This window comes from Acinetobacter proteolyticus (assembly GCF_000367945.1).
GTDB classification, from domain to species: Bacteria; Pseudomonadota; Gammaproteobacteria; order Pseudomonadales; family Moraxellaceae; genus Acinetobacter; species Acinetobacter proteolyticus.
In genome coordinates this window covers 1,579,655-1,599,415 of sequence record NZ_KB849179.1, presented here as the reverse complement: position 1 = coordinate 1,599,415, position 19,761 = coordinate 1,579,655, and the positions used below count along the sequence as shown (strand labels likewise).

Annotated in this window: 21 protein-coding genes and 1 tRNA gene; 15 read left to right on the top strand and 7 right to left on the bottom strand. The window is 41.6% G+C overall.

Features of this window, described 5'->3' with window-relative positions:
- Positions 1 to 13 precede the first annotated feature (13 nt).
- The 5 genes from F993_RS09290 to F993_RS09310 all read right to left on the bottom strand — a co-directional run bounded on the left by F993_RS09290 (position 14) and on the right by F993_RS09310 (position 4,645).
- Complete coding sequence (locus F993_RS09290) at positions 14 to 1,084, bottom strand: sulfate/molybdate ABC transporter ATP-binding protein (RefSeq protein WP_004654544.1); 1,071 nt, start codon at positions 1,082 to 1,084, stop codon at positions 14 to 16.
- 11 nt (positions 1,085 to 1,095) lie between these two features.
- The gene (gene cysW, locus F993_RS09295; protein WP_004654542.1) at positions 1,096 to 1,980 is read right to left on the bottom strand and encodes a sulfate ABC transporter permease subunit CysW; all 885 of its coding nucleotides are present in this window, start codon (positions 1,978 to 1,980) and stop codon (positions 1,096 to 1,098) included.
- Positions 1,977 to 2,810 (bottom strand): sulfate ABC transporter permease subunit CysT, encoded by an 834-nt coding sequence (cysT, locus tag F993_RS09300; RefSeq protein ID WP_004654541.1) that lies wholly within the window; start codon positions 2,808 to 2,810, stop codon positions 1,977 to 1,979. Before cysT ends, cysW begins: the two co-directional genes overlap by 4 nt.
- A gap of 77 nt (positions 2,811 to 2,887) precedes the next feature.
- Positions 2,888 to 3,490 (bottom strand): RBBP9/YdeN family alpha/beta hydrolase, encoded by a 603-nt coding sequence (locus tag F993_RS09305; RefSeq protein WP_004654540.1) that lies wholly within the window; start codon positions 3,488 to 3,490, stop codon positions 2,888 to 2,890.
- 147 nt (positions 3,491 to 3,637) lie between these two features.
- Positions 3,638 to 4,645, bottom strand: a complete 1,008-nt coding sequence (locus F993_RS09310; protein WP_004654537.1) for a sulfate ABC transporter substrate-binding protein — start codon at positions 4,643 to 4,645, stop codon at positions 3,638 to 3,640.
- A gap of 250 nt (positions 4,646 to 4,895) precedes the next feature.
- On the opposite strand from F993_RS09310, the gene pabC reads away from it, so the two are divergent.
- The 3 genes from pabC to tmk are packed head-to-tail and all read left to right on the top strand — an operon-like array spanning position 4,896 to position 7,388.
- Positions 4,896 to 5,708 carry an aminodeoxychorismate lyase gene (gene pabC, locus F993_RS09315; RefSeq protein WP_004654536.1) on the top strand — a complete coding sequence of 271 codons (813 nt, stop codon included), beginning with the start codon at positions 4,896 to 4,898 and terminating at the stop codon, positions 5,706 to 5,708.
- A 1-nt stretch (position 5,709) separates the two neighbouring features.
- Complete coding sequence (gene mltG, locus F993_RS09320) at positions 5,710 to 6,789, top strand: endolytic transglycosylase MltG (protein ID WP_004654534.1); 1,080 nt, start codon at positions 5,710 to 5,712, stop codon at positions 6,787 to 6,789.
- Entirely contained in the window at positions 6,789 to 7,388 is a 600-nt protein-coding gene (gene tmk / locus F993_RS09325; protein ID WP_004654533.1) for a dTMP kinase, read from the top strand. The genes mltG and tmk overlap by 1 nt, the downstream gene beginning before the upstream one ends.
- Before the next feature lie 221 nt (positions 7,389 to 7,609).
- On the opposite strand, the gene nadB is transcribed toward tmk, so the two are convergent.
- Positions 7,610 to 9,247: an L-aspartate oxidase gene (gene nadB, locus F993_RS09330; RefSeq protein WP_171066046.1), complete on the bottom strand. Its 1,638-nt coding sequence runs from the start codon at positions 9,245 to 9,247 to the stop codon at positions 7,610 to 7,612.
- 372 nt (positions 9,248 to 9,619) lie between these two features.
- Here nadB and F993_RS09335 point away from each other — a divergent pair, with 372 nt between their 5' ends.
- From F993_RS09335 to miaE, 12 genes are all read left to right on the top strand, one after another.
- Entirely contained in the window at positions 9,620 to 10,996 is a 1,377-nt protein-coding gene (locus F993_RS09335) for a Do family serine endopeptidase (protein ID WP_004654529.1), read from the top strand.
- Between the two features lie 125 nt (positions 10,997 to 11,121).
- Complete coding sequence (locus tag F993_RS09340; protein ID WP_032812485.1) at positions 11,122 to 11,574, top strand: acyl-CoA thioesterase; 453 nt, start codon at positions 11,122 to 11,124, stop codon at positions 11,572 to 11,574.
- 36 nt (positions 11,575 to 11,610) lie between these two features.
- The gene (locus F993_RS09345) at positions 11,611 to 12,141 is read left to right on the top strand and encodes a GNAT family N-acetyltransferase (protein ID WP_004654525.1); all 531 of its coding nucleotides are present in this window, start codon (positions 11,611 to 11,613) and stop codon (positions 12,139 to 12,141) included.
- A 163-nt stretch (positions 12,142 to 12,304) separates the two neighbouring features.
- Entirely contained in the window at positions 12,305 to 14,122 is a 1,818-nt protein-coding gene (gene lepA / locus F993_RS09350; RefSeq protein WP_004654523.1) for a translation elongation factor 4, read from the top strand.
- 73 nt (positions 14,123 to 14,195) lie between these two features.
- Positions 14,196 to 15,059 carry a signal peptidase I gene (gene lepB, locus F993_RS09355; protein WP_004654521.1) on the top strand — a complete coding sequence of 288 codons (864 nt, stop codon included), beginning with the start codon at positions 14,196 to 14,198 and terminating at the stop codon, positions 15,057 to 15,059.
- Between the two features lie 24 nt (positions 15,060 to 15,083).
- Entirely contained in the window at positions 15,084 to 15,461 is a 378-nt protein-coding gene (locus tag F993_RS09360) for a DUF4845 domain-containing protein (protein WP_004654518.1), read from the top strand.
- On the top strand, positions 15,430 to 16,125 hold the full coding sequence (gene rnc, locus F993_RS09365; protein WP_004654517.1) for a ribonuclease III: 696 nt from the start codon (positions 15,430 to 15,432) through the stop codon (positions 16,123 to 16,125). The genes F993_RS09360 and rnc overlap by 32 nt, the downstream gene beginning before the upstream one ends.
- Positions 16,126 to 16,129: 4 nt before the next feature.
- Positions 16,130 to 17,155, top strand: coding sequence for a GTPase Era (era, locus tag F993_RS09370; protein WP_004654515.1), 1,026 nt, complete (start codon positions 16,130 to 16,132; stop codon positions 17,153 to 17,155).
- Between the two features lie 26 nt (positions 17,156 to 17,181).
- Positions 17,182 to 17,379: an NF038104 family lipoprotein gene (locus tag F993_RS09375; RefSeq protein ID WP_032812483.1), complete on the top strand. Its 198-nt coding sequence runs from the start codon at positions 17,182 to 17,184 to the stop codon at positions 17,377 to 17,379.
- A gap of 9 nt (positions 17,380 to 17,388) precedes the next feature.
- Positions 17,389 to 18,096: a DNA repair protein RecO gene (recO, locus tag F993_RS09380; protein WP_004654512.1), complete on the top strand. Its 708-nt coding sequence runs from the start codon at positions 17,389 to 17,391 to the stop codon at positions 18,094 to 18,096.
- Between the two features lie 54 nt (positions 18,097 to 18,150).
- Entirely contained in the window at positions 18,151 to 18,879 is a 729-nt protein-coding gene (gene pdxJ / locus F993_RS09385) for a pyridoxine 5'-phosphate synthase (RefSeq protein WP_004654510.1), read from the top strand.
- 4 nt (positions 18,880 to 18,883) lie between these two features.
- On the top strand, positions 18,884 to 19,540 hold the full coding sequence (gene miaE / locus F993_RS09390) for a MiaE family protein (RefSeq protein WP_004654509.1): 657 nt from the start codon (positions 18,884 to 18,886) through the stop codon (positions 19,538 to 19,540).
- A 116-nt stretch (positions 19,541 to 19,656) separates the two neighbouring features.
- Here miaE and F993_RS09395 read toward each other — a convergent pair.
- Positions 19,657 to 19,732: transfer RNA gene (locus F993_RS09395), tRNA-Asn, on the bottom strand.
- Between the last annotated feature and the right edge of the window lie 29 nt (positions 19,733 to 19,761).

Here is a 19,761-nt window from a genome sequence, read left to right as displayed (position 1 = left end):
CATCAATATTATTTTAAGCAACTTGCGTTGTTTGATCTGCAAATAAATGAAGTTGAGCAGCACTGATCCAAACCGTTTGATTGGGTTTGAATTGATGCAAGTTCGCCTCTTCTACACTTAATAAAATTTCGATAGTACGTCCACTACGATCTTGTAATTCCGCCACAACTCGACCTGCAATCCACACTTCACGTAAGAACGTTGCCTCAATCGTGTTGGCTTGAGGTTGGGTATGAATATGTAATTCATTTGGTCGTGCAAAAGCAATCACTTTCCCTTGTGGTGCATCTAATAACGATGGTAGTTGAATACGATCATCGCCAATACGGATAATACCGCCTGTATGCTCACCTTCAAAACGATTTGCTTGACCAAGGAAATCAAAAACAAATGGGGTCGCAGGTTTTTCATACACTTCGCGTGGTGAACCGATTTGTTCGACATCACCTTTATTCATTACGATGATCTGGTCAGCGACTTCTAAAGCTTCTTCTTGATCATGGGTGACAAAGATAGAGGTGATATGCAGTTCATCATGTAAGGTGCGTAACCAGCGACGTAATTCTTTACGTACTTTGGCATCAAGTGCACCAAATGGTTCATCGAGTAACAAAACACGTGGCTCAACGGCTAAGGCACGCGCCAATGCGATACGTTGACGCTGGCCACCTGAGAGTTGGGCTGGATAACGATCAGCCAAAAAGCCAAGTTGTACCAAATCTAGTAAACGAGTCACACGTTTTTTGATTTCAGCTTCTGATGGGCGTGTTGCACGTGGACGAACACGTAAACCAAAGGCTATATTGTCAAAAACAGTCATGTGACGGAACAGGGCATAATGCTGGAATACGAAACCAACTTGACGCTCGCGTACATGGATATTGGTGGCATCTTCACCTTCAAGTAGAACTTGCCCACCATCCGCAGATTCTAAGCCTGCAATGATACGTAATAAGGTTGTTTTTCCGCAGCCTGAAGGACCAAGTAGGGCAACCAATTCACCTTCAGGAAAGTCTAAAGAGATATTTTTAAGCGCATGGAATGCACCAAAGTGTTTTTCAATATTTTTAACTTGAATACTCATGTGTTCATTCCTTAGGAATTCGGTTGATGTTCATTTGCTTGGTCTTGACGGATTTCTAGCCAAGTTTTCAAAATCAAAGTAATGATCGCTAAAAATGCCAGTAATGAAGACACAGCAAATGCAGCACTAAAGGTATATTCGTTATAGAGAATCTCTACATGTAACGGTAAGGTATTGGTTTGGCCACGGATATGTCCTGATACAACCGAAACGGCACCAAATTCACCCATTGCCCGAGCATTACACAGAATTACGCCGTAAATCAGACCCCATTTAATATTGGGTAAGGTTACTTTCCAGAAGGTTTGCCATCCTGATGCACCCAATACAATCGCAGCTTCTTCTTCCTCTGTACCTTGTGCTTCCATTAATGGAATGAGTTCACGGGCTACAAATGGTACGGTAATAAAAATAGTAGCAAGAACAATTGCAGGCACGGCATATAGGATTTTGATGTCATGATCCATTAACCATCCACCTATCCAGCCTTGTGCACCAAAAATGAGTACTAGCATTAGGCCTGCAATTACAGGAGAAACCGAAAACGGTATATCAATAATTGTGGTTAAGATGGCTTTACCACGAAATTGAAATTTTGCAACAGCCCATGCTGCAGCTACACCAAATACGACATTAATAGGTACCGCAATAGCAGCAGTCAGTAAGGTCAGTTTGACGGCTGATAAGGTATCTGAATCAGTCAAGGCATTAATATAAACATTCAATCCTTGCTTAAATGCCTCAACAAAAACCAAGATCAGGGGGAGGAGTAGGCAACTTAAAAAAAAGATTAAGGCAATACTGATTAGACTATAACGGACCCAAGTCGGCTCACGGGTTGCATCTCTGGCTTGTAGTTTGAGTGCTAATGCATTGCTATTGGTATTTAAGCTCATTGTGCAACTCTCCCTGTACGGCGGCTAGCCCATGCTTGTACCAAGTTAATTAAAAATAAGATACCGAACGAGAGAACAAGCATGACCACAGCGATGGTGGTTGCACCAGCATAATCATATTCTTCTAGACGAGAAATAATCATGAGTGGTGCGATTTCAGTTTTATAGGGTTGATTACCTGCAATAAAAATTACTGAACCATATTCACCGACACCGCGGGCAAAAGCCAAAGCAAAGCCAGTCAGTAATGCTGGGAATAAAATCGGTAGAATGATTTTGGTAATAGTCTGCCAACGATTTGCACCTAAGGCAGAAGCAGCTTCTTCCAGTTCAGTTTCAATATCGCTGAGCACTGGTTGTACAGTACGAACTACGAAGGGTAAGCCAATAAAGATTAAAGCAAGTGTGATACCAATTGGTGTATAGGCCACTTCAATTCCAAGCGGGGAAAGGTATTGTCCGATCCAACCCGTTGGAGCATATAAAGAGGTTAAGGCAATACCTGCAACTGCCGTTGGTAGAGCAAATGGTAAGTCTACTAGTGCATCAACAAGACGTTTGCCTGGAAAGTTATAACGGACGAGGCACCAAGCCAGTAGCAAACCAAAAATAACGTTAACTAAAGCAGCAATCAGTGCGGCACTAAAGCTAAGTTGTAAAGACTTTAAAATTCGTTCTGAGGTTAAGATTTCCCATAAACCATCCCATCCAATCCCAAAAGATTTAATAAAGACAGCAGATAAAGGAATAAGCACAATCAAAGACACGTAAGCGAGGGTAAAGCCTAATGAGAGACCAAACCCAGGCAGCACTCGGGAACGCTGCGACATGATATTTCCTCAAAGAGAAATGTTTGCTAAAACAAGCAAGCAAATAATGCGAATACTAAAAATATGGGAAGCTGGGATCAGGCAAATTTTAAATTAAAATTTGCCTGACTCATTCGGACGATAGGTTGAATCTTTTTTTCAGGCAGCATGTAGTTCAGGATCTCAGGGAAGGGACCAAATCCTGATGCGACATTGATATGACCAACTGCACCTAAATTAATCGGTGTCAGTTTCCATGCTTGAGCCAATTGCAAGGCATCGACATAACCTAACCAAGGGTCATTTTCACTAATCAATAACGTGGTTGGTACGTCAATTTTCAGTTGCTGAAAATACTGTTTATAGTCAGTTAAGCTATGACGCGCAAAGCCTGCCTCACCAAAACGTGCTGGGTTTGCTGGTGCAACCAAAATCAGATTTTTAACTTTTGCTCTGAGTTCTGGGTGTTCAGCGAGTGCAGCAACACTGGTTAAGCAGCCAAAGCTATGTGCAACGATTTGAACAGGCGCTGGAGCTGCAACAACAGTTTTAACAAATTGAGCAACCCATTCGCTTAAAACGGGACGATCCCAATGTTGCTGTTGAACGCGAGAGCTAGACACGAGTTGCTGTTGTAACCAAGATTGCCAATGCTGCGCTTCGCTACCACCTACACCTGGAACAATTACGGTATGAATCATGTCTATTCTCCTTATCCCCTTAGAATCCCTCCCAACCTCCCTTTAAGAAAGGGAGGAGCAACACGAATTTAGTAACTAAACTAAAATCTGTGTAATTCCCCTCTTTTAAAGAGGTGAGCTGCGTTTATAGCAGCGCAAGGGAGATTTTTATTTGCCTGTGCTGTTGATCTTGACGATTTGGTCAAAGATACCGCCATTATCAAAGTGAGTTTTTTGCACTTTGGTCCAGCCACCAAATTCTTGATCAATTGTCACTAGTTTTAGTGGTTTAAACACATTGCTGTATTTCTTCAATACGGCCGCGTTACGTGGACGGTAGAAGTTACGTGCAGCAATCTCTTGACCTGCTGGTGAATACAGGTAGTTTAAGTAACCACGAGCGATTTGCAGGTTGCCTTTTTTCTCAGCATTCTTTTCTACAACAGCCACTGGTGGTTCAGCGAGAATCGATAGAGAAGGGGTAACGATTTCGAATTTGCCCGGTTGTTCACGGACTGCAAGGTAGGCTTCATTTTCCCAAGCCAGCAATACGTCACCGATACCGCGTTCAGCAAAGGTTGTGGTTGCCCCACGTGCGCCTGAATCTAGTACTTTGGTTTGTTTATAAATTTGACGAACAAATTCTTGAGCTTTAGCGTCGTTACCACCTTTTTGATGTTTCGCCCAAGCCCAGGCACCTAAGTAGTTCCAACGTGCACCACCCGATGTTTTTGGATTTGGTGTAATAATTTCTACACCTGGCTTAACCAGATCACCCCAATCTTTGATTTGTTTTGGGTTGCCTTTACGAACTAGGAATACAATTGTTGAGGTATATGGCGTAGAGTTGTTCGGTAATTTCTTTTGCCAGTCTGCTGGAAGTAGTTTTGCATTTTCTGCAATTTCGTCGATGTCTGCTGCAAGTGCAAGTGTGACTACATCTGCATTTAAGCCATCAATCACGGCACGGGCTTGTTTGCCTGAACCGCCGTGTGATTGTTTAAAGTCGATGTCCTGACCTGTACGCTGTTTCCAGAACGTACCGAATTGTTTATTGAAATCTGTATACAGTTCACGAGTCGGGTCATAAGAAACGTTTAAGAATTCTTGTGCCGCGAATGAAGAGACTGAGAGTAATGCGGCAATGACACCGACTTTAACTTGAGAAAAACGCATGGAAAACCCCTTAAAACTAAATCACTGTTTGGAATATGTACGCAGCATAACGCCAGTTTTTTTGCAAAAAAAATAATTAAAATCGAATTTGTTATGAAAAAAATAGAAATAGATAAAAGAGATAAGCTTTGCTGAATTATTGATATATAAGCAATTTTTAATTTTAGGCTTTAATTGTTATACTTATTTAAAATCAATGGCTTATTGGTTTTGGTGGTGCTGGCTTATAAAGTGCAAAGGTATCTGGATTATGCAGTGTTATAAAAATGGGCAATTCGTTGATTCCATCCCTTTATTAGATCGAGCTTTTCATTATGGTGACGGCTGCTTTACCACAGCACGTATTTTTCACGGAATTCTTGAATTAAAAGAACTGCACTTTGCACGTTTAAAACTGGCTTGCCAGTCCTTGCAACTGGATGCAGATCTATCCTTTATTGAAAAGTCGCTTGTGCATTTACAACAGCAATATTCTAGCCTTAATGGCACTTTAAAAGTGGTCATTAGCAGAGGTGTAGGCGATCGTGGTTATAGTCTGCCTTTGCATGCGGCTGATGTATACGTGTGGTATTACCCAAGAGTGACACAGGCTTTTCAGCCTGAATGGATTGAAAGTGGCATGTTAAATCATGCGTTGGGTTTGAATATGCCTCATTTAGTGGGGTTAAAAACGCTGAACAGATTAGAACAGGTCTTACTGAAACAAGAGGCTGATCAGCGCGGTTGGTTGGAAGCACTCGTCAGTGATGTACAAGGCTATATTGTTGAAGGCGTGAGCAGTAATTGTTTTATTCGTATAAATGATCGGTGGATTACGCCCGAACTTCGTTATAATGGCGTCCACGGTGTGATGAGAGCCAAAATCTTGTCGAGAATGCAGCAATATCAGATTGAATGTGAGCAGCGGTGTATCGATATCAATGAGATTGGGCGCATCCAGAGTTTATTTTTTTGCAATGCGTTACATCCAATGAAAGCGGTTGTTCGATTTAATGATCGGGCCTTAGCGCAGCAACCCTATCTTGATTTATTTGAAACTTTAAAACTTAGCCAGATTGATTAATATGCCAAAGCCGCCTAATTCCAGCAAAAGTAAGAAAAAGCCCAAAGCGAAACCGAAATCCAGATTTTCTTTTTTTAAAGCCTTTTTGATCGCCATTGTTATTTTTGTTTTGGTGATCTTTGGCATTGTATGGTCGAGTTTATTTAAAAATTACCCTGTAGACAGTAAAAAACAGCTTTTAGTGATTTCTTCTGGTGATACCTATTCACGCTTTATTGATCGTTTAGCCAAAGAAAATAAAGTGAATTTTCCAATAGTTTTAAAGCTGTATCAGAAGTTTATGATTCATGACACCATGAAAGCGGGTGTCTATGAAATTACTCAAGGTATGAGTATTCGTCAGGTGATGGATATGTTATCTGATGCAGATAATGCACAGATGAATCGTATTTTAGTGATTGAAGGGACGACTTTTTCACAATTGATTCAGAGTTTAAGAAAAGATCCGAATGTCACCAATACCTTACTTGATCTTCCGCACAGTGAATTATTAAAGCAATTAAATATTTCATATACGCATCCAGAAGGTCTATTTGCGCCTGATACTTATTTCTTTGCCAAAGGTGAGACGGATAAGAAAATCTTAACCGATTTATATCGCCGTCAAATGAAATCGTTGGATGAGGCTTGGGCCAAGAAAGCACCGAACCTACCTTATAAAGATAAATATGAAGCATTGATCATGGCTTCGATTATCGAAAAAGAAACCAGTTTGGACAGTGAACTAGAACAGGTTTCAGGTGTATTTGTCCGTCGTTTGAAAATGGGGATGCGCTTACAGACTGATCCAACCGTGATTTACGGCATGGGCGAGAATTATAAGGGCAATATCACCCGTAATGATTTGCGCACGCCAACGGCATATAACACCTATACCATCAATGGTTTACCGCCAACACCAATTGCTTTACCAAGTAAAAAAGCGATTGAGGCAGCGATGCATCCTGATGATGCCAAAAATATTTACTTCGTTGCTACGGGCAATGGTGGGCATAAATTTACCGCGTCTTTAGAAGACCATAATCGTGCAGTGCAAGAATATTTAACTGTACTACGTTCAAAGAAAAAGCAGGGCGAATAATGTTTATTAGTTTTGAAGGGACGGAAGGTGTGGGCAAAACCACGCTGATTCGTAAAATTCATCAGTACTTTGAACAGCAAGGTAAAGAAGTGGTGTTGACCCGTGAACCGGGCGGAACACCACTGGCCGAGCAGATTCGCTCCTTATTATTGGCAGTAAATCATGAAGAGCAAATGAGTCATGATACCGAGCTGTTATTGATTTATGCAGCACGTGCACAGCATTTACAGCAAGTGATTTTACCCGCATTAGAGGCAGGTAAAATTGTGCTGAGTGATCGTTTTACTGATGCCAGCTTTGCTTATCAATGTTCTGGACGTGGTTTGAGTCAGGAAAAGTTACAACTGTTAAATCAAACCTTTGTGGCGAAAATGCCGAATATTACTTTTTGGTTGGATGCATCGATTGAGTTGGGCATGACCCGTGCGCGAGAGCGTGGTGCATTGGACCGTTTTGAGCAAGAGAAATTAAGTTTCTTTGCTAAGGTGCGTGCAGGTTATGAGACCTTGTGGCAAGCAGAGCCTGAACGAATCAAGCGTTTAGATGCAACACAGAATGCGGATGTTGTGTTTGAAGAGGCGCTGCAGTATTTGAAATAAAAACAGCTGTATTCTCAATATTTATTGTTGAAAAAATTTGTGTGATGCTTTGGTTTTATTTCTTATGCCTTACTTTTCAGGGATGAAAAGTAACAAAAATCCTTTGTTGAGCTGACGGTGCATCCTTGATACCGCAGCTCAACGGGCGACATCCATGTCGCCTACCGCGATAGCTAATAATAACTTTAAGTCGTCTTGAAAAGCTCAAAAACTTAAAAGAGTCACTCATTCACCAATGGCTGTTCCACTTTAAAATTTGGTGGAGTTAAAACTGTCTTGCGAATCTCATTTGAGAGTTCTGGATAATCCAGTGTGTAATGCAAACCACGTGATTCTTTACGTTCCATTGCACAGCGTACAATCATTTCTGAAACTAGAACTAGGTTACGCAATTCAATCAGATTCTTACTAACACGATAATCCTGATAATACTCAGTGATTTCACGTTTCAACATTTCAATACGATGTAGAGCACGTTGCAAACGCTTAGTGGTACGTACAATACCGACATAGTTCCACATGGTAGAACGAAGTTCATCCCAGTTTTGCAGAATCACCACGTCTTCATCTGCATCTGTCACTTGTGTTTCATCCCAAGAAGGAACTTCGGGCAGTTTAAAATCTGCATCAAATTTCTGTTCGATATCTTCTGCTGCACTCATGCCATAAACGAAACATTCAAGTAATGAGTTACTCGCCATACGGTTAGCGCCGTGTAGACCTGTATAAGAGGTCTCACCAATCGCATATAAGCCATCTAAATCCGTTTGACTATGTTCATCCACCACTACACCACCACAGGTGTAATGTGCTGCAGGAACAACAGGAATCATATCTTTGGTGATATCAATGCCGAGTTCAAGTAAACGTGCATACAGTGTCGGGAAGTGTTCGGTAATAAATTCGGGTGATTTATGGGTGATGTCTAACCAGACATGACGAATACCTAAGCGTTTGATTTCATGGTCAATGGTACGCGCCACAATATCACGTGGTGCCAGTTCAGCACGTTCATCAAAACGCAGCATGAAACGCTCGCCATCTGGTAGGCGCAAATAAGCACCTTCACCGCGCATGGCTTCGGTGATCAAGAACGAGCGTGCTTTCGGGTGATATAAACAGGTCGGATGGAATTGGTTAAATTCCATATTAGCGACACGGCAACCTGCACGATAGGCCATGGCAATGCCATCACCTGTGGCAATGTCAGGGTTTGATGTGTAGAGATAAGCTTTCATCGCACCGCCACAAGCCAGTGCAGTGAAAGGAGCTAAAAAGGTATGTACCTGCTCGGTAGCTTCATCTAAAGCGTATAGACCGATTGCGCGATTGGCTTGGTTTTGATGTCCAAGCTTGTGTAAGGTAATTAGATCAATCGCAATATAATTTTCAAAAATCGTAATATTTTTTCGTTCTTTGGCACGTTCAACCAAGGTGGTTGAAATGGCTTTACCTGTTGCATCGGCAGAGTGAATGATACGACGTTGTGAGTGTCCGCCTTCACGAGTGAGATGGAGTTGCTCGTCATCATCTAGCGTAAATTGCACGCCTTGCTTGAGCAGGAAGTCAACCGAAGGTTTGCCACCTTCGACGGTATGTTTGACCGCATCTAACTCACAAAGATGACCGCCTGCAATCATAGTGTCATTAATGTGTTGTTGAATAGAGTCAGTTTCGTCTAAGACTGCAGCAACACCGCCTTGTGCATAAAAGGTACTGGCCTCCGTCAATGCTGCTTTGGCTAAAATTGCAATGTTGTAATGACTTGGTAAAGAGAGTGCAAGGCTTAAACCTGCACCGCCACTGCCCACAATAATCACATCAAAATGGTGAATTGTTTTTAAATCAGGCATGTCAATCTGCTTCAGTTTTAAACGTTCGCTAATGACACCGCTTTTTTATCAAAAAGGCAAGGGCTAATCTGCCTAGAATTGAGTGAATTTTTAGCGAATGCGATTTATTCTCCAATTATTTTTTGCCCAAAATGTATGAATGAGAAAACGATTACGATTCAGTACATTGTTTTAATCTACACTTAAGCTCCCCAAGATAAAACCATTCTTATACGGTGAATCGTGGAGTATTTCTCCATAATTTATTCATATTTCATCATTCTAGATCGTTGTATGCATTGAAAATATAAACATATTTTTACGAAAAGAATGGTCGGGTTATGCTAAAAACATAGACCTAAATCTTATTTTAATCATCAGTATGTAGGTTCTTGCTTCATGAAAAGTCGCTATTTACAACAAGGAATGTATGCTGCGGTATTTACGATAGCAGCATCTCAAATCAATGCTGCATCGCCAGTAGATTTTTCAAATCTCGTTGAGCAGGTCAGTCCTGCTGTTGTGAGTGTCAATGTTGTAAAGAAAATGACTCAGGAAGAGTTATTACAACAACAAGTCCCTGAAATTTTACGCCGTTTTTTTGGTAATCAAGTGATTATACCGCAACAACAGGGTCCTCAAGAAAAAACGGCTTATGGGAGTGCTTTCTTTATCGGGAAAGATGGCTACTTACTCACGAACCGTCATGTAATTGCAGATGCTTCACGCATCAGTATTACCTTAAATGATCGTCGTGAACTTGATGCGACACTTGTAGGAAGTGATGAGCGTACAGATATTGCATTACTTAAAGTGAATGGTAATAATTTTCCAGAATTAAGAATTGGTAATGTAGACCAACTCCGAGTAGGTGAGCCTGTACTCGCGATTGGTTCACCATTTGGTTTTGATTATTCCGCTTCGGCTGGGATTGTCAGTGCAAAATCAAGAAATATGAGTGGGGAAACCTCGGTTCCATTTATTCAAACTGATGCGGCTTTAAACCCAGGTAACTCGGGTGGTCCATTGTTTAACCAGCGTGGTGAAGTGGTGGGTGTGAACTCGCGTATCTTCAGTGGTACCGGTGGTTATATGGGTTTGTCATTCTCGATTCCAATTGATGTGGCGATGGATGTCGTACAACAATTGAAAACGACAGGTAAAGTAACACGTTCTTATCTTGGTATTATGATGCAGGATATTGATCGTAACTTGGCAGAAGCTTATAAGTTGCCGAAACCAGAAGGTTCGTTGATTACTCAAGTTGCGCCGAAATCACCAGCTGAGAAAGCAGGTCTAAAATCGGGTGATGTGATTTTGAAAGCCAATGGAGCGCCAATTTCACGGACCAGTGATTTACTTTATTCATTGAATCGCATTGCACCGAACCAAACAGTTCAGTTAGAAATTCTACGTGATGATAAAACACGCACGATTTCTGCGACATTGGGCACTGCACCAGATGACACGGCTGCCGATGCTGAAAAAAATAACCCAACCAGCGGTTTAGGGATGAGTATTCGAGATCTAACCGCCGCTGAACAAGCGCGTTTAGATGTGCGTGGTGGTATCTTGATTCAAGATGTGAAGCGTGGCGGTACGGCGTCTTTATCTAATCTGGTTGCGGGTGATGTGATTGTACAGGTGAATGGTACCGCGATTACCAATAGCCAACAGTTTGCAAAAACGGTTTCAGCCTTACCAAAAAATAGCGTTGCGCGTGTGACGATTATTCGTCAAGGACAACGTGCAATTCTTGGCTTACGCTTACCTTAAGTTTTGATTTACATTGTATAAGCTTAATAAAACCACTCTAAAATAGGGTGGTTTTTGTTTTGTAATGCTGTTGTGTTTAGACTAGTGTAACTAGCGGAACTTTGATGAATGAAATACCAGAGATTATGAGTACGATTTTTGATTTAAAAATACAGGTTCAGCCTAAACATATTGATGTACTTGGGCATGTAAATAACGTCATGTACATTCAATGGATGCAGGATGTTGCTTCAGCGCATATCGAGACATTGGGTTTAGGCCTAGCCCAATATTTAGAACTGAAACATGCCATGGTCGCGGTTGAACATCATGTGCAATATCGTAAGGCAGCACTGGAAGGTGATGAAGTCATTTTACGGACATGGTTAGATGATATTAATGCACTTTACTCGTTCCGTCAGTATGCCTTTTATCGCCCTAAAGATCAGAGCATTTTATTTGTTGGTAATACTAAATGGGCGTGTATTGAAATTGAGACAGGTCGTCCAAAACGGATGTCACCAAGCTTTACTCAAGCTTATCAGCCAATTGCTGCTGATTTAGATCCGATGGATTTTAATGTGACCTATTTTGAATAGATAACATGTAAGTTTCGGCCAGATGAGCGTGTAGTGATGCAACCATTAAAGACATTAGAAACAGAGCGTTTGATTTTAAATAGCCTGCATTTAGATGATACTGCGTTCGTTCTCGATATGTTTTCAAATGCTCAGGTGCTCGAATTTTATGATTTAGAAGCTTTTTCTGAAATTGAACAGGCGGAAGCGCTCATTCATCGAATGCATCATCGCTATCATTCAGCATCGGGTTTTCGTTATGCGATACGTTTAAAGACAGGTGAAATGATAGGTGGTTGCGGTGTTAATCGTATTCTTGAGGAGGAGGGTGATCATCGTGCGATTATTGGTTATGACCTACATCCGAATTATTGGGGAAATGGTTATATGCTTGAGGCGATTACAGCGATGTTAAATCTGATTCGAACAGAGTTGTTGTTTGGTCAGAAAATTCGCTATGTAGATGCACAAGTCATGCAGCAAAACCTCAAATCACAACGGCTGTTACAGAAATTAGGATTTCATCAAATTCCATCTGTGGTGGAAATGGGGCGAACCTTTTTGCAGTTCAGATTGTCGTTGTTTTGATATTGAGCTATTTGGGCCTAATGCTATGCAGTATAAAACGTCTAGCTATAAATTTCCTTCGTCTTCATACCGACCTTCTGTTATAATCGCGGGCAATTTTATTAAACCATTTGGCTCACTACTTTTTGAAAGTATAGGGCGTTCTATTTTGTTAAGGTAACCCATGGCGCAAGCTAAAAAATCCGTAGATATCAAAAATATACGCAATTTCTCGATTATTGCTCATATTGACCATGGTAAGTCGACTTTGGCGGACCGTTTCATTCAAATGTGTGGCGGTTTACAAGATCGTGAGATGCAAGCTCAAGTATTAGACTCTATGGAGCTTGAGCGTGAGCGTGGGATTACCATTAAAGCTGCATCGGTAACCTTGTACTATACCCATCCAAATGGTCAAGAATATCAATTGAACTTCATTGATACCCCGGGACACGTTGACTTCTCTTATGAAGTATCACGTTCTCTGGCTGCCTGTGAAGGTGCATTGTTGGTGGTTGATGCTGCGCAAGGTGTTGAAGCACAGTCTGTTGCAAACTGCTATACCGCCATTGAGCAGGGCTTGGAAGTTTTACCAATCTTGAATAAAATTGATTTGCCTCAAGCTGAGCCTGAGCGTGTCATTCACGAGATTGAAGAAATTATCGGGATTGAAGCGACAGATGCACCTACTTGTTCAGCAAAAACTGGTTTAGGTGTTGAAGGTGTTCTAGAGCGTTTGGTGGATGTCATTCCTGCACCTGAAGGTGACCGTGATGCACCTTTACAAGCATTGATTATCGACTCATGGTTCGATAACTATCTTGGTGTTGTATCGCTTGTTCGTATTAAACAAGGTCGTATCCGCAAGGGCGACAAGATGCTGGTGAAATCAACCGGCCAAACCCATCCAGTCACTTCAGTAGGTGTATTTAATCCGAAGCATACCGAAACTGACATGCTTGAAGCGGGTGAAGTAGGCTTTGTGATTGCAGGGATTAAGGATATTTTTGGTGCGCCAGTCGGTGATACCATCACACTTGCAGCAACACCAGAGGTTGCGACTTTACCAGGTTTTAAAAAGGTCAAGCCACAGGTCTATGCGGGTCTGTTCCCGATTGATTCGAGTGACTTTGAACCGTTCCGTGAAGCACTACAAAAATTACAGATCAATGACTCGGCTTTATTCTTTGAACCTGAAAGTTCTGATGCATTGGGCTTTGGCTTCCGTTGTGGCTTCTTGGGCATGCTCCACATGGAAATCGTTCAAGAGCGTTTAGAACGTGAATACGATCTTGATCTGATCAGCTCTGCACCGACGGTAATTTATGAAGCGCTCACCAAAAAAGGTGACATTATTTATATCGACAGCCCGTCAAAAATGCCAGATGGCTCTACAGTTGAAGATCTACGTGAACCGATTGCGGAATGTCATATTCTTGTGCCACAAGAATACTTGGGTAATGTCATGACCCTATGTATCGAGCGTCGTGGTATTCAAAAAGATATGAAATTCTTGGGTAACCAAGTGTCAATTACTTTTGAAATTCCAATGGCAGAAGTGGTCATGGATTTCTTCGATAAATTAAAATCATGCTCGCGTGGCTTTGCTTCGCTGGATTATAACTTCGTTCGTTTCGAGAGTTCAGCTCTGGTTAAGGTTGATGTTTTAATTAATAGCGAAAAGGTTGATGCCTTGGCAATGATCTGTCACCGTCAAGATGCGCGCCATCGAGGTATTGCATTGGTAGAGAAGATGAAAGATCTGATTCCTCGCCAAATGTATGATGTTGCGATTCAGGCCGCAATCGGTGCACAAATCATTGCGCGCTCTACTGTAAAAGCAATGCGTAAGAACGTATTGGCAAAATGTTATGGTGGTGACGTTTCACGTAAGAAGAAACTTCTTGCGAAGCAGAAAGAAGGTAAGAAGCGCATGAAGCAAGTGGGAAGTGTCGAAATCCCACAAGAAGCATTCTTGGCTGTATTGAAAGTTGATCGATAAAAAAGATGAGGCTGGGGAAGTATAATACTTTACCCAGTCGAATGACGGGCAGTGAAACTGCAAGAGAGGGTTTGTGGATTTTGATTTTAACTTGATTCTGGTGCCAGCAACACTGATTTTCTTTTTGGTGTGGTTACTAGATAAGTTGGTATTGAAGCAGCGTGCAACACGTGGGCGTAATCAGGAAAATTTTGTCATTACATGGGCATATGACTTCTGGCCTGTGTTAGCCGTTGTACTGGTGCTCCGTTCTTTCTTGTATGAGCCATTTAATATTCCATCAGATTCTATGGTTCCGACCTTAGAAACAGGTGATTTTATTCTGGTCAATAAGTTTGATTATGGTGTGCGTTTACCGATCGTAAACTCTAAAATCATTGATGTAGGTGAGCCAAAGCGCGGTGAAGTGATCGTATTCCGTTATCCGCCACAACCAACCATTAGCTATATTAAACGTGTGGTGGGTGTCCCTGGTGATCATATCCAATTTAAAGATGGTCAATTGATTATCAATGGGAAGCAGATTGCGAAGGTAGCAACACAATACTCACGTGAGAAAGACCAGCAAGATACCCCGACAGCACTCTACTTCAAAGAAACCTTGGGTGAGCATCAGCATCTGATTCGTTATTTGGAAGGGCGTAACCCTTTGGTTGAGCAATTCCAATTTGCGCAATTGAGAGGTGCTGAAGCATTGATCCCATTTGTTGCCAAAGAAAATGATGTGTTTATCCAAAGCAACGGTCAAAATTGGGAAGTCACTGTACCAGAAGGCCAATACTTTGCGATGGGTGATAACCGTGATCAAAGTGCAGACAGTCGTTTTTGGGGCTTTGTACCTGAGGCAAATTTAACTGGTCGAGCTTTTTATGTATGGATGCATAAAGAACCTGGTTTAAATCTTCCAAGTTTTAACCGAAATGGTAAGATTGACTAATAAAAATAGATAGGAAATAGACAGATGCGTAAATCTCAACAAGGGACTTCGTATATTGCAATTTTATTTGGGGTGGTCTTGTTTGCAGTTGCTGTGAAAGCGGCAATTGCGATCTGGCCAGCATACTGGGATGACAAACTGATTAATACTCAGATTGAAGGCTTGTTGAAAGATAGTCCTGCAAATATCACACCGAGTAAGTTTGCATCTCAGATGGATCAACGTTTTGATATGAACGGGATTCGCGATTTACATTTTAAAGATATCGCGCAAGTGACTTATAAAGATGATCTTGTGGTGATGAAGAAGTATGAAATCCGTAAGCCTTTCATGCTGAATATTAGTTTAGTTATGACCTTTGAGAAGACTTTTGACCAAAAATCTGCAAAACAAGCTCAATGATACACGGCTGCAAGGGCGCATAGGTCACCAGTTTAAACAGTTTGACTTGTTAAAACTGGCTTTGACCCATCGCTCGGTGAGCCATAAACATAATTATGAACGCCTAGAATTTCTAGGCGATTCATTATTAGGGATGATCGTCGCAAACTATTTGTACAATGCCTATCCACTGGAAAATGAAGGTCGTTTAACACGTATGCGTGCGACTTTGGTTCGACAGGAAGCGTTGGGAAAAATTGCAAATGATTTGCAACTGAGTCGGTCATTAATTTTAAGCACAGGCGAGTTAAAATCTGGCGGGCATCACCGAGAGTCTATTCTGGCGGATACAGTTGAAGCCATTATTGGTGCTATTTATTTAGACAGCAATGATCTCAACTTGCTCGAACGCATTGTGCTAAAATGGTATGAACCATATCTTGATCATATCGAACCGACAGATCAACTGAAAGACCCGAAATCACGTTTGCAAGAGTATTTACAAGCACGTAAAAAACCTCTCCCAGTTTACGAGGTTGTAGATATTCAAGGGGATGCCCCGAACCAACATTTCAAAGTGGAATGTGAGGTCGAGGGATTGCCAAAAATTCAAGGCGAGGGCTCAAGTCGTCGTTTTGCCGAACAAACGGCAGCGGCAGAGATTTTAAAATTATTGGAGCAATAACCTGATGTCTCATTCAGAAGAAAATAAGCCAGAAGCAACTGAACAGCAAAATGGCAATAATGTCGTTGATCAATTTTTTAGTTCTCAAGGAACCACAATTCCTTCAGATTTCAAAAGCGGTTTTGTTGCAATCGTTGGTCGTCCAAATGTGGGCAAATCAACTTTGATGAACCACATCTTGGGTCAAAAATTATCGATTACCTCACGTAAGCCACAAACCACGCGTCACAAGATCGTGGGGATTGATTCGCGTGAGAAATCGCAAGCGGTATTCGTTGATACGCCGGGGATGCATAAAAAAGAAGTGCGTGCCATCAATAAGATGATGAACCGTGCGGCACACTCTGCTTTGCGTGATGTGAACTTGGTTTTATTTGTGGTTGATGCACAAAAGTGGACGCAAAACGATGAATTGGTTTTGGAAAAACTTAAAAATGCAGATATGCCTGTGATCCTAGTGATTAATAAGCTAGATACCTTTGAAAATAAAAATGAAGCTCTACCTCTGATTCGAGAGCGCGCGAAGCTGATGAATTTTGCTGAAATTGTTCCAGTATCAGCATTACGTGGTGCAAATCTCGATCATTTGCGAGATACCATCGAGAAGTATCTGCCATATCAACCACCATTGTATTCATTAGATCAGATTACCGATCGTTCTGAACGCTTCCTAGCGAGTGAAATTATTCGCGAGAAAATCATGCGTCAGTTGGGTGAAGAGCTTCCATATGATTTGACTGTACAAATCGAATCATTTAAAACTGAGGAAGCGACCGTAAATGAAAAAACAGGTCGATTAAAGCCACCTTGTACGTATATTGATGCAACGATTTTCGTAGAGCGTCAAGGTCAAAAAGCTATTGTGATTGGTGATAAAGGTGCGAAGCTAAAAAGCATTGGTATGGATGCACGTGCAGACATGGAAAAAATGTTTGAACAGAAAATCATGCTGACACTTTGGGTGAAAGTCAAAGGTGGTTGGTCTGATGATGAGCGTGCATTAAAAAGCTTGGGTTATAGCGATATTTAACAGGTTTTAAGACAATGGAAACAGGTATGAAAATAACAATCCGTGTACTCGCAATCGTAACATGCATCTTCATGTTGCAAGGCTGTGTTCATAAGCTTGTGACCGTACCTGTTAAAGTTGCTTATAAGACCACCAAAGGTGTTGTTAAGGGGACTGCTGCTGTGGTTGGTGCAGTTATTCCTGATGGCGATGATGAAGAAAAGGATGAGAAAAAGAAGGACTAGTATCGCTTTATGATGCGTAATGAAGTCCTGCATGGCTATTTGATTCATCATCGTAAATATCGTGAAAAAAGCCATATTGTGCATTTATATACACAAGAATACGGTCGGGTGGATGGAATTTTAAGACAAACGCCACCGCCTCAATATCAGCCGATTCGCTTGCAAGCCACAGGCAAATCGGAACTTAAAAATTTCACTAAACTGGAAATCCTTAATCAACCTGTGTTTTTTCACGGGGATGCTTTTTTTGCTGGTTTTTATTTAAATGAAATCTTGTTGCGTTTATGTCCATTAGAAGAGGCCATGCCGCAAACCTTTGAACAATATCAATTGATATTATTACAATTGCAACAACTCGCTTCACATGAGCAAGCCGCATTATTTCTAAGACAAATTCTGCGTCAATTTGAACATGTTTTACTGCAAGAGCTTGGCTACGCAATTGACTTTTCAGTTGATGCAAATCAGCAAGAGGTTCAAGCTTCACAGCATTATCATTTTCAGCTGAATGATGGTTTTTTACCTGTTGCAAAAGCATCGCGTGCCACCTTGGCGGGTAATTTGATTGGCTCTATGCAAAGTTATGAAGATGGACAGGATTTTTCTCCCGAACAACTGCAATTATTGGGTAAACTATACCGTCAAATGATTAGTTCTTTGCTGGGTGATCGACCGCTGAAAAGTCGTCAACTTTGGATTCAAAATACACAAACTTGAGCTTCTTGATGTATTAATGATGCAAAAAGAAGGATAAACAATAGGATATTTTTTATGGCTGCAATCTTAGGTGTAAACATTGATCATGTTGCGACATTAAGACAAGCGCGTGGTACAACTTACCCTGATCCAGTTCAGGCTGCTCTGGTTTGTGAAGAGGCGGGTGCTGAGGGGATTACTTTGCATTTGCGTGAAGATCGCCGCCATATCCAAGATGATGATGTGCGTCGTATGCGCCCATTATTGAAAACACGTATGAATCTTGAGTTGGCTGTAACGGATGAAATGGTTGAATTTGCCAAAGAGATTCAACCTCAACACGTGTGTTTTGTCCCTGAACGTCGTCAGGAAGTCACCACAGAAGGTGGTTTGGATGTGGTGGGTCACTTTGAAAAAGTCAAAGCTGCAACTGAAGCATTGAAAGCCATAGGCAGTGATGTGTCTTTATTTATTGATGCTGATTTGGCACAGATTGATGCAGCTGTGGCATGTGGTGCACCAACCATTGAAATCCATACGGGTGCTTATGCTGATGCCGAGACAGATGAGCAGCAACAAGCTGAATTGGCTCGTATTATCAAAGGTGCTGAATATGCAGCGGCAAAAGGTTTGGTTGTGAATGCTGGGCATGGGTTGAATTTGGATAACGTTGCAGCGATTGCTGCGATTCCACAAATTCATGAACTCAATATTGGTCATTCAATTATTGCCGATAGCGTATTCGTTGGTTTGGCTCAAGCAGTAACAGATATGAAAGCAGCGATTCAGGCTGCTGCGAGATAATTGAATGAGTAGTATAAAGTATGATGAGTTGATGCAGCCTGTCATTGATTTTTTGGGTTGTAGTACTCCTCAAGCATGGTTGGATGAAGCGGTTAATAACCTAGACACTTTAATGCAAGACCATGCCAATTGTGAAAAGAAGGCTGCTGGAACGGCCATGAATCTCATGTTTCGTTATAGCTTTTTTACCGACTTGCAAGTGAAACTGGCACAATTGGTACGTGAAGAAATGCTGCATTATGAGCAGGTTTTAGAATTCATGACCAAACGTGGACAAGAATGGAAGGGCTTAAGTGCGGGACGTTATGCAGGTGAATTGCGTAAAGAAATCCGCACTTATGAGCCTGAGGCGCTGATTGATGTCATGATTATTGGTGCATTTGTAGAAGCACGCTCTTGTGAGCGTTTCTATGCGTTGGCACCAATCGTTGATGATGAGCTGGGGCGGTACTACCGTTATTTGCTTAAGTCGGAATCTCGCCATTTTGAGGACTATTTGGCGTTGGCATTGGATGTCGCAAAAACAGCGAAACTCAAAGATCCTGAAGAAGATATTCAACAGCGAATTGAGCGTATTCGTGAAGTGGAAAAGAATCTGATTTTAAGCCCAGATGATACCTTCCGTTTCCATAGCGGTGTGCCTGCAAAAGTTGCTGCCTAATTTACGCTATCTTTCATAAAAAAAGACCTCTACATTTTAGAGGTCTTTTTTATTGAGCACGGTTTTTAGTGACCATAAAAAAAGCCCCGATCAATGATCAGGGCTTTTTAGAATCTTGGCTCTCCCACCTGGGCTCGAACCAGGGACCTGCGGATTAACAGTCCGTCGCTCTACCGACTGAGCTATGGGAGAATAGTAGATTGGCTCTCCAACCTGGGCTC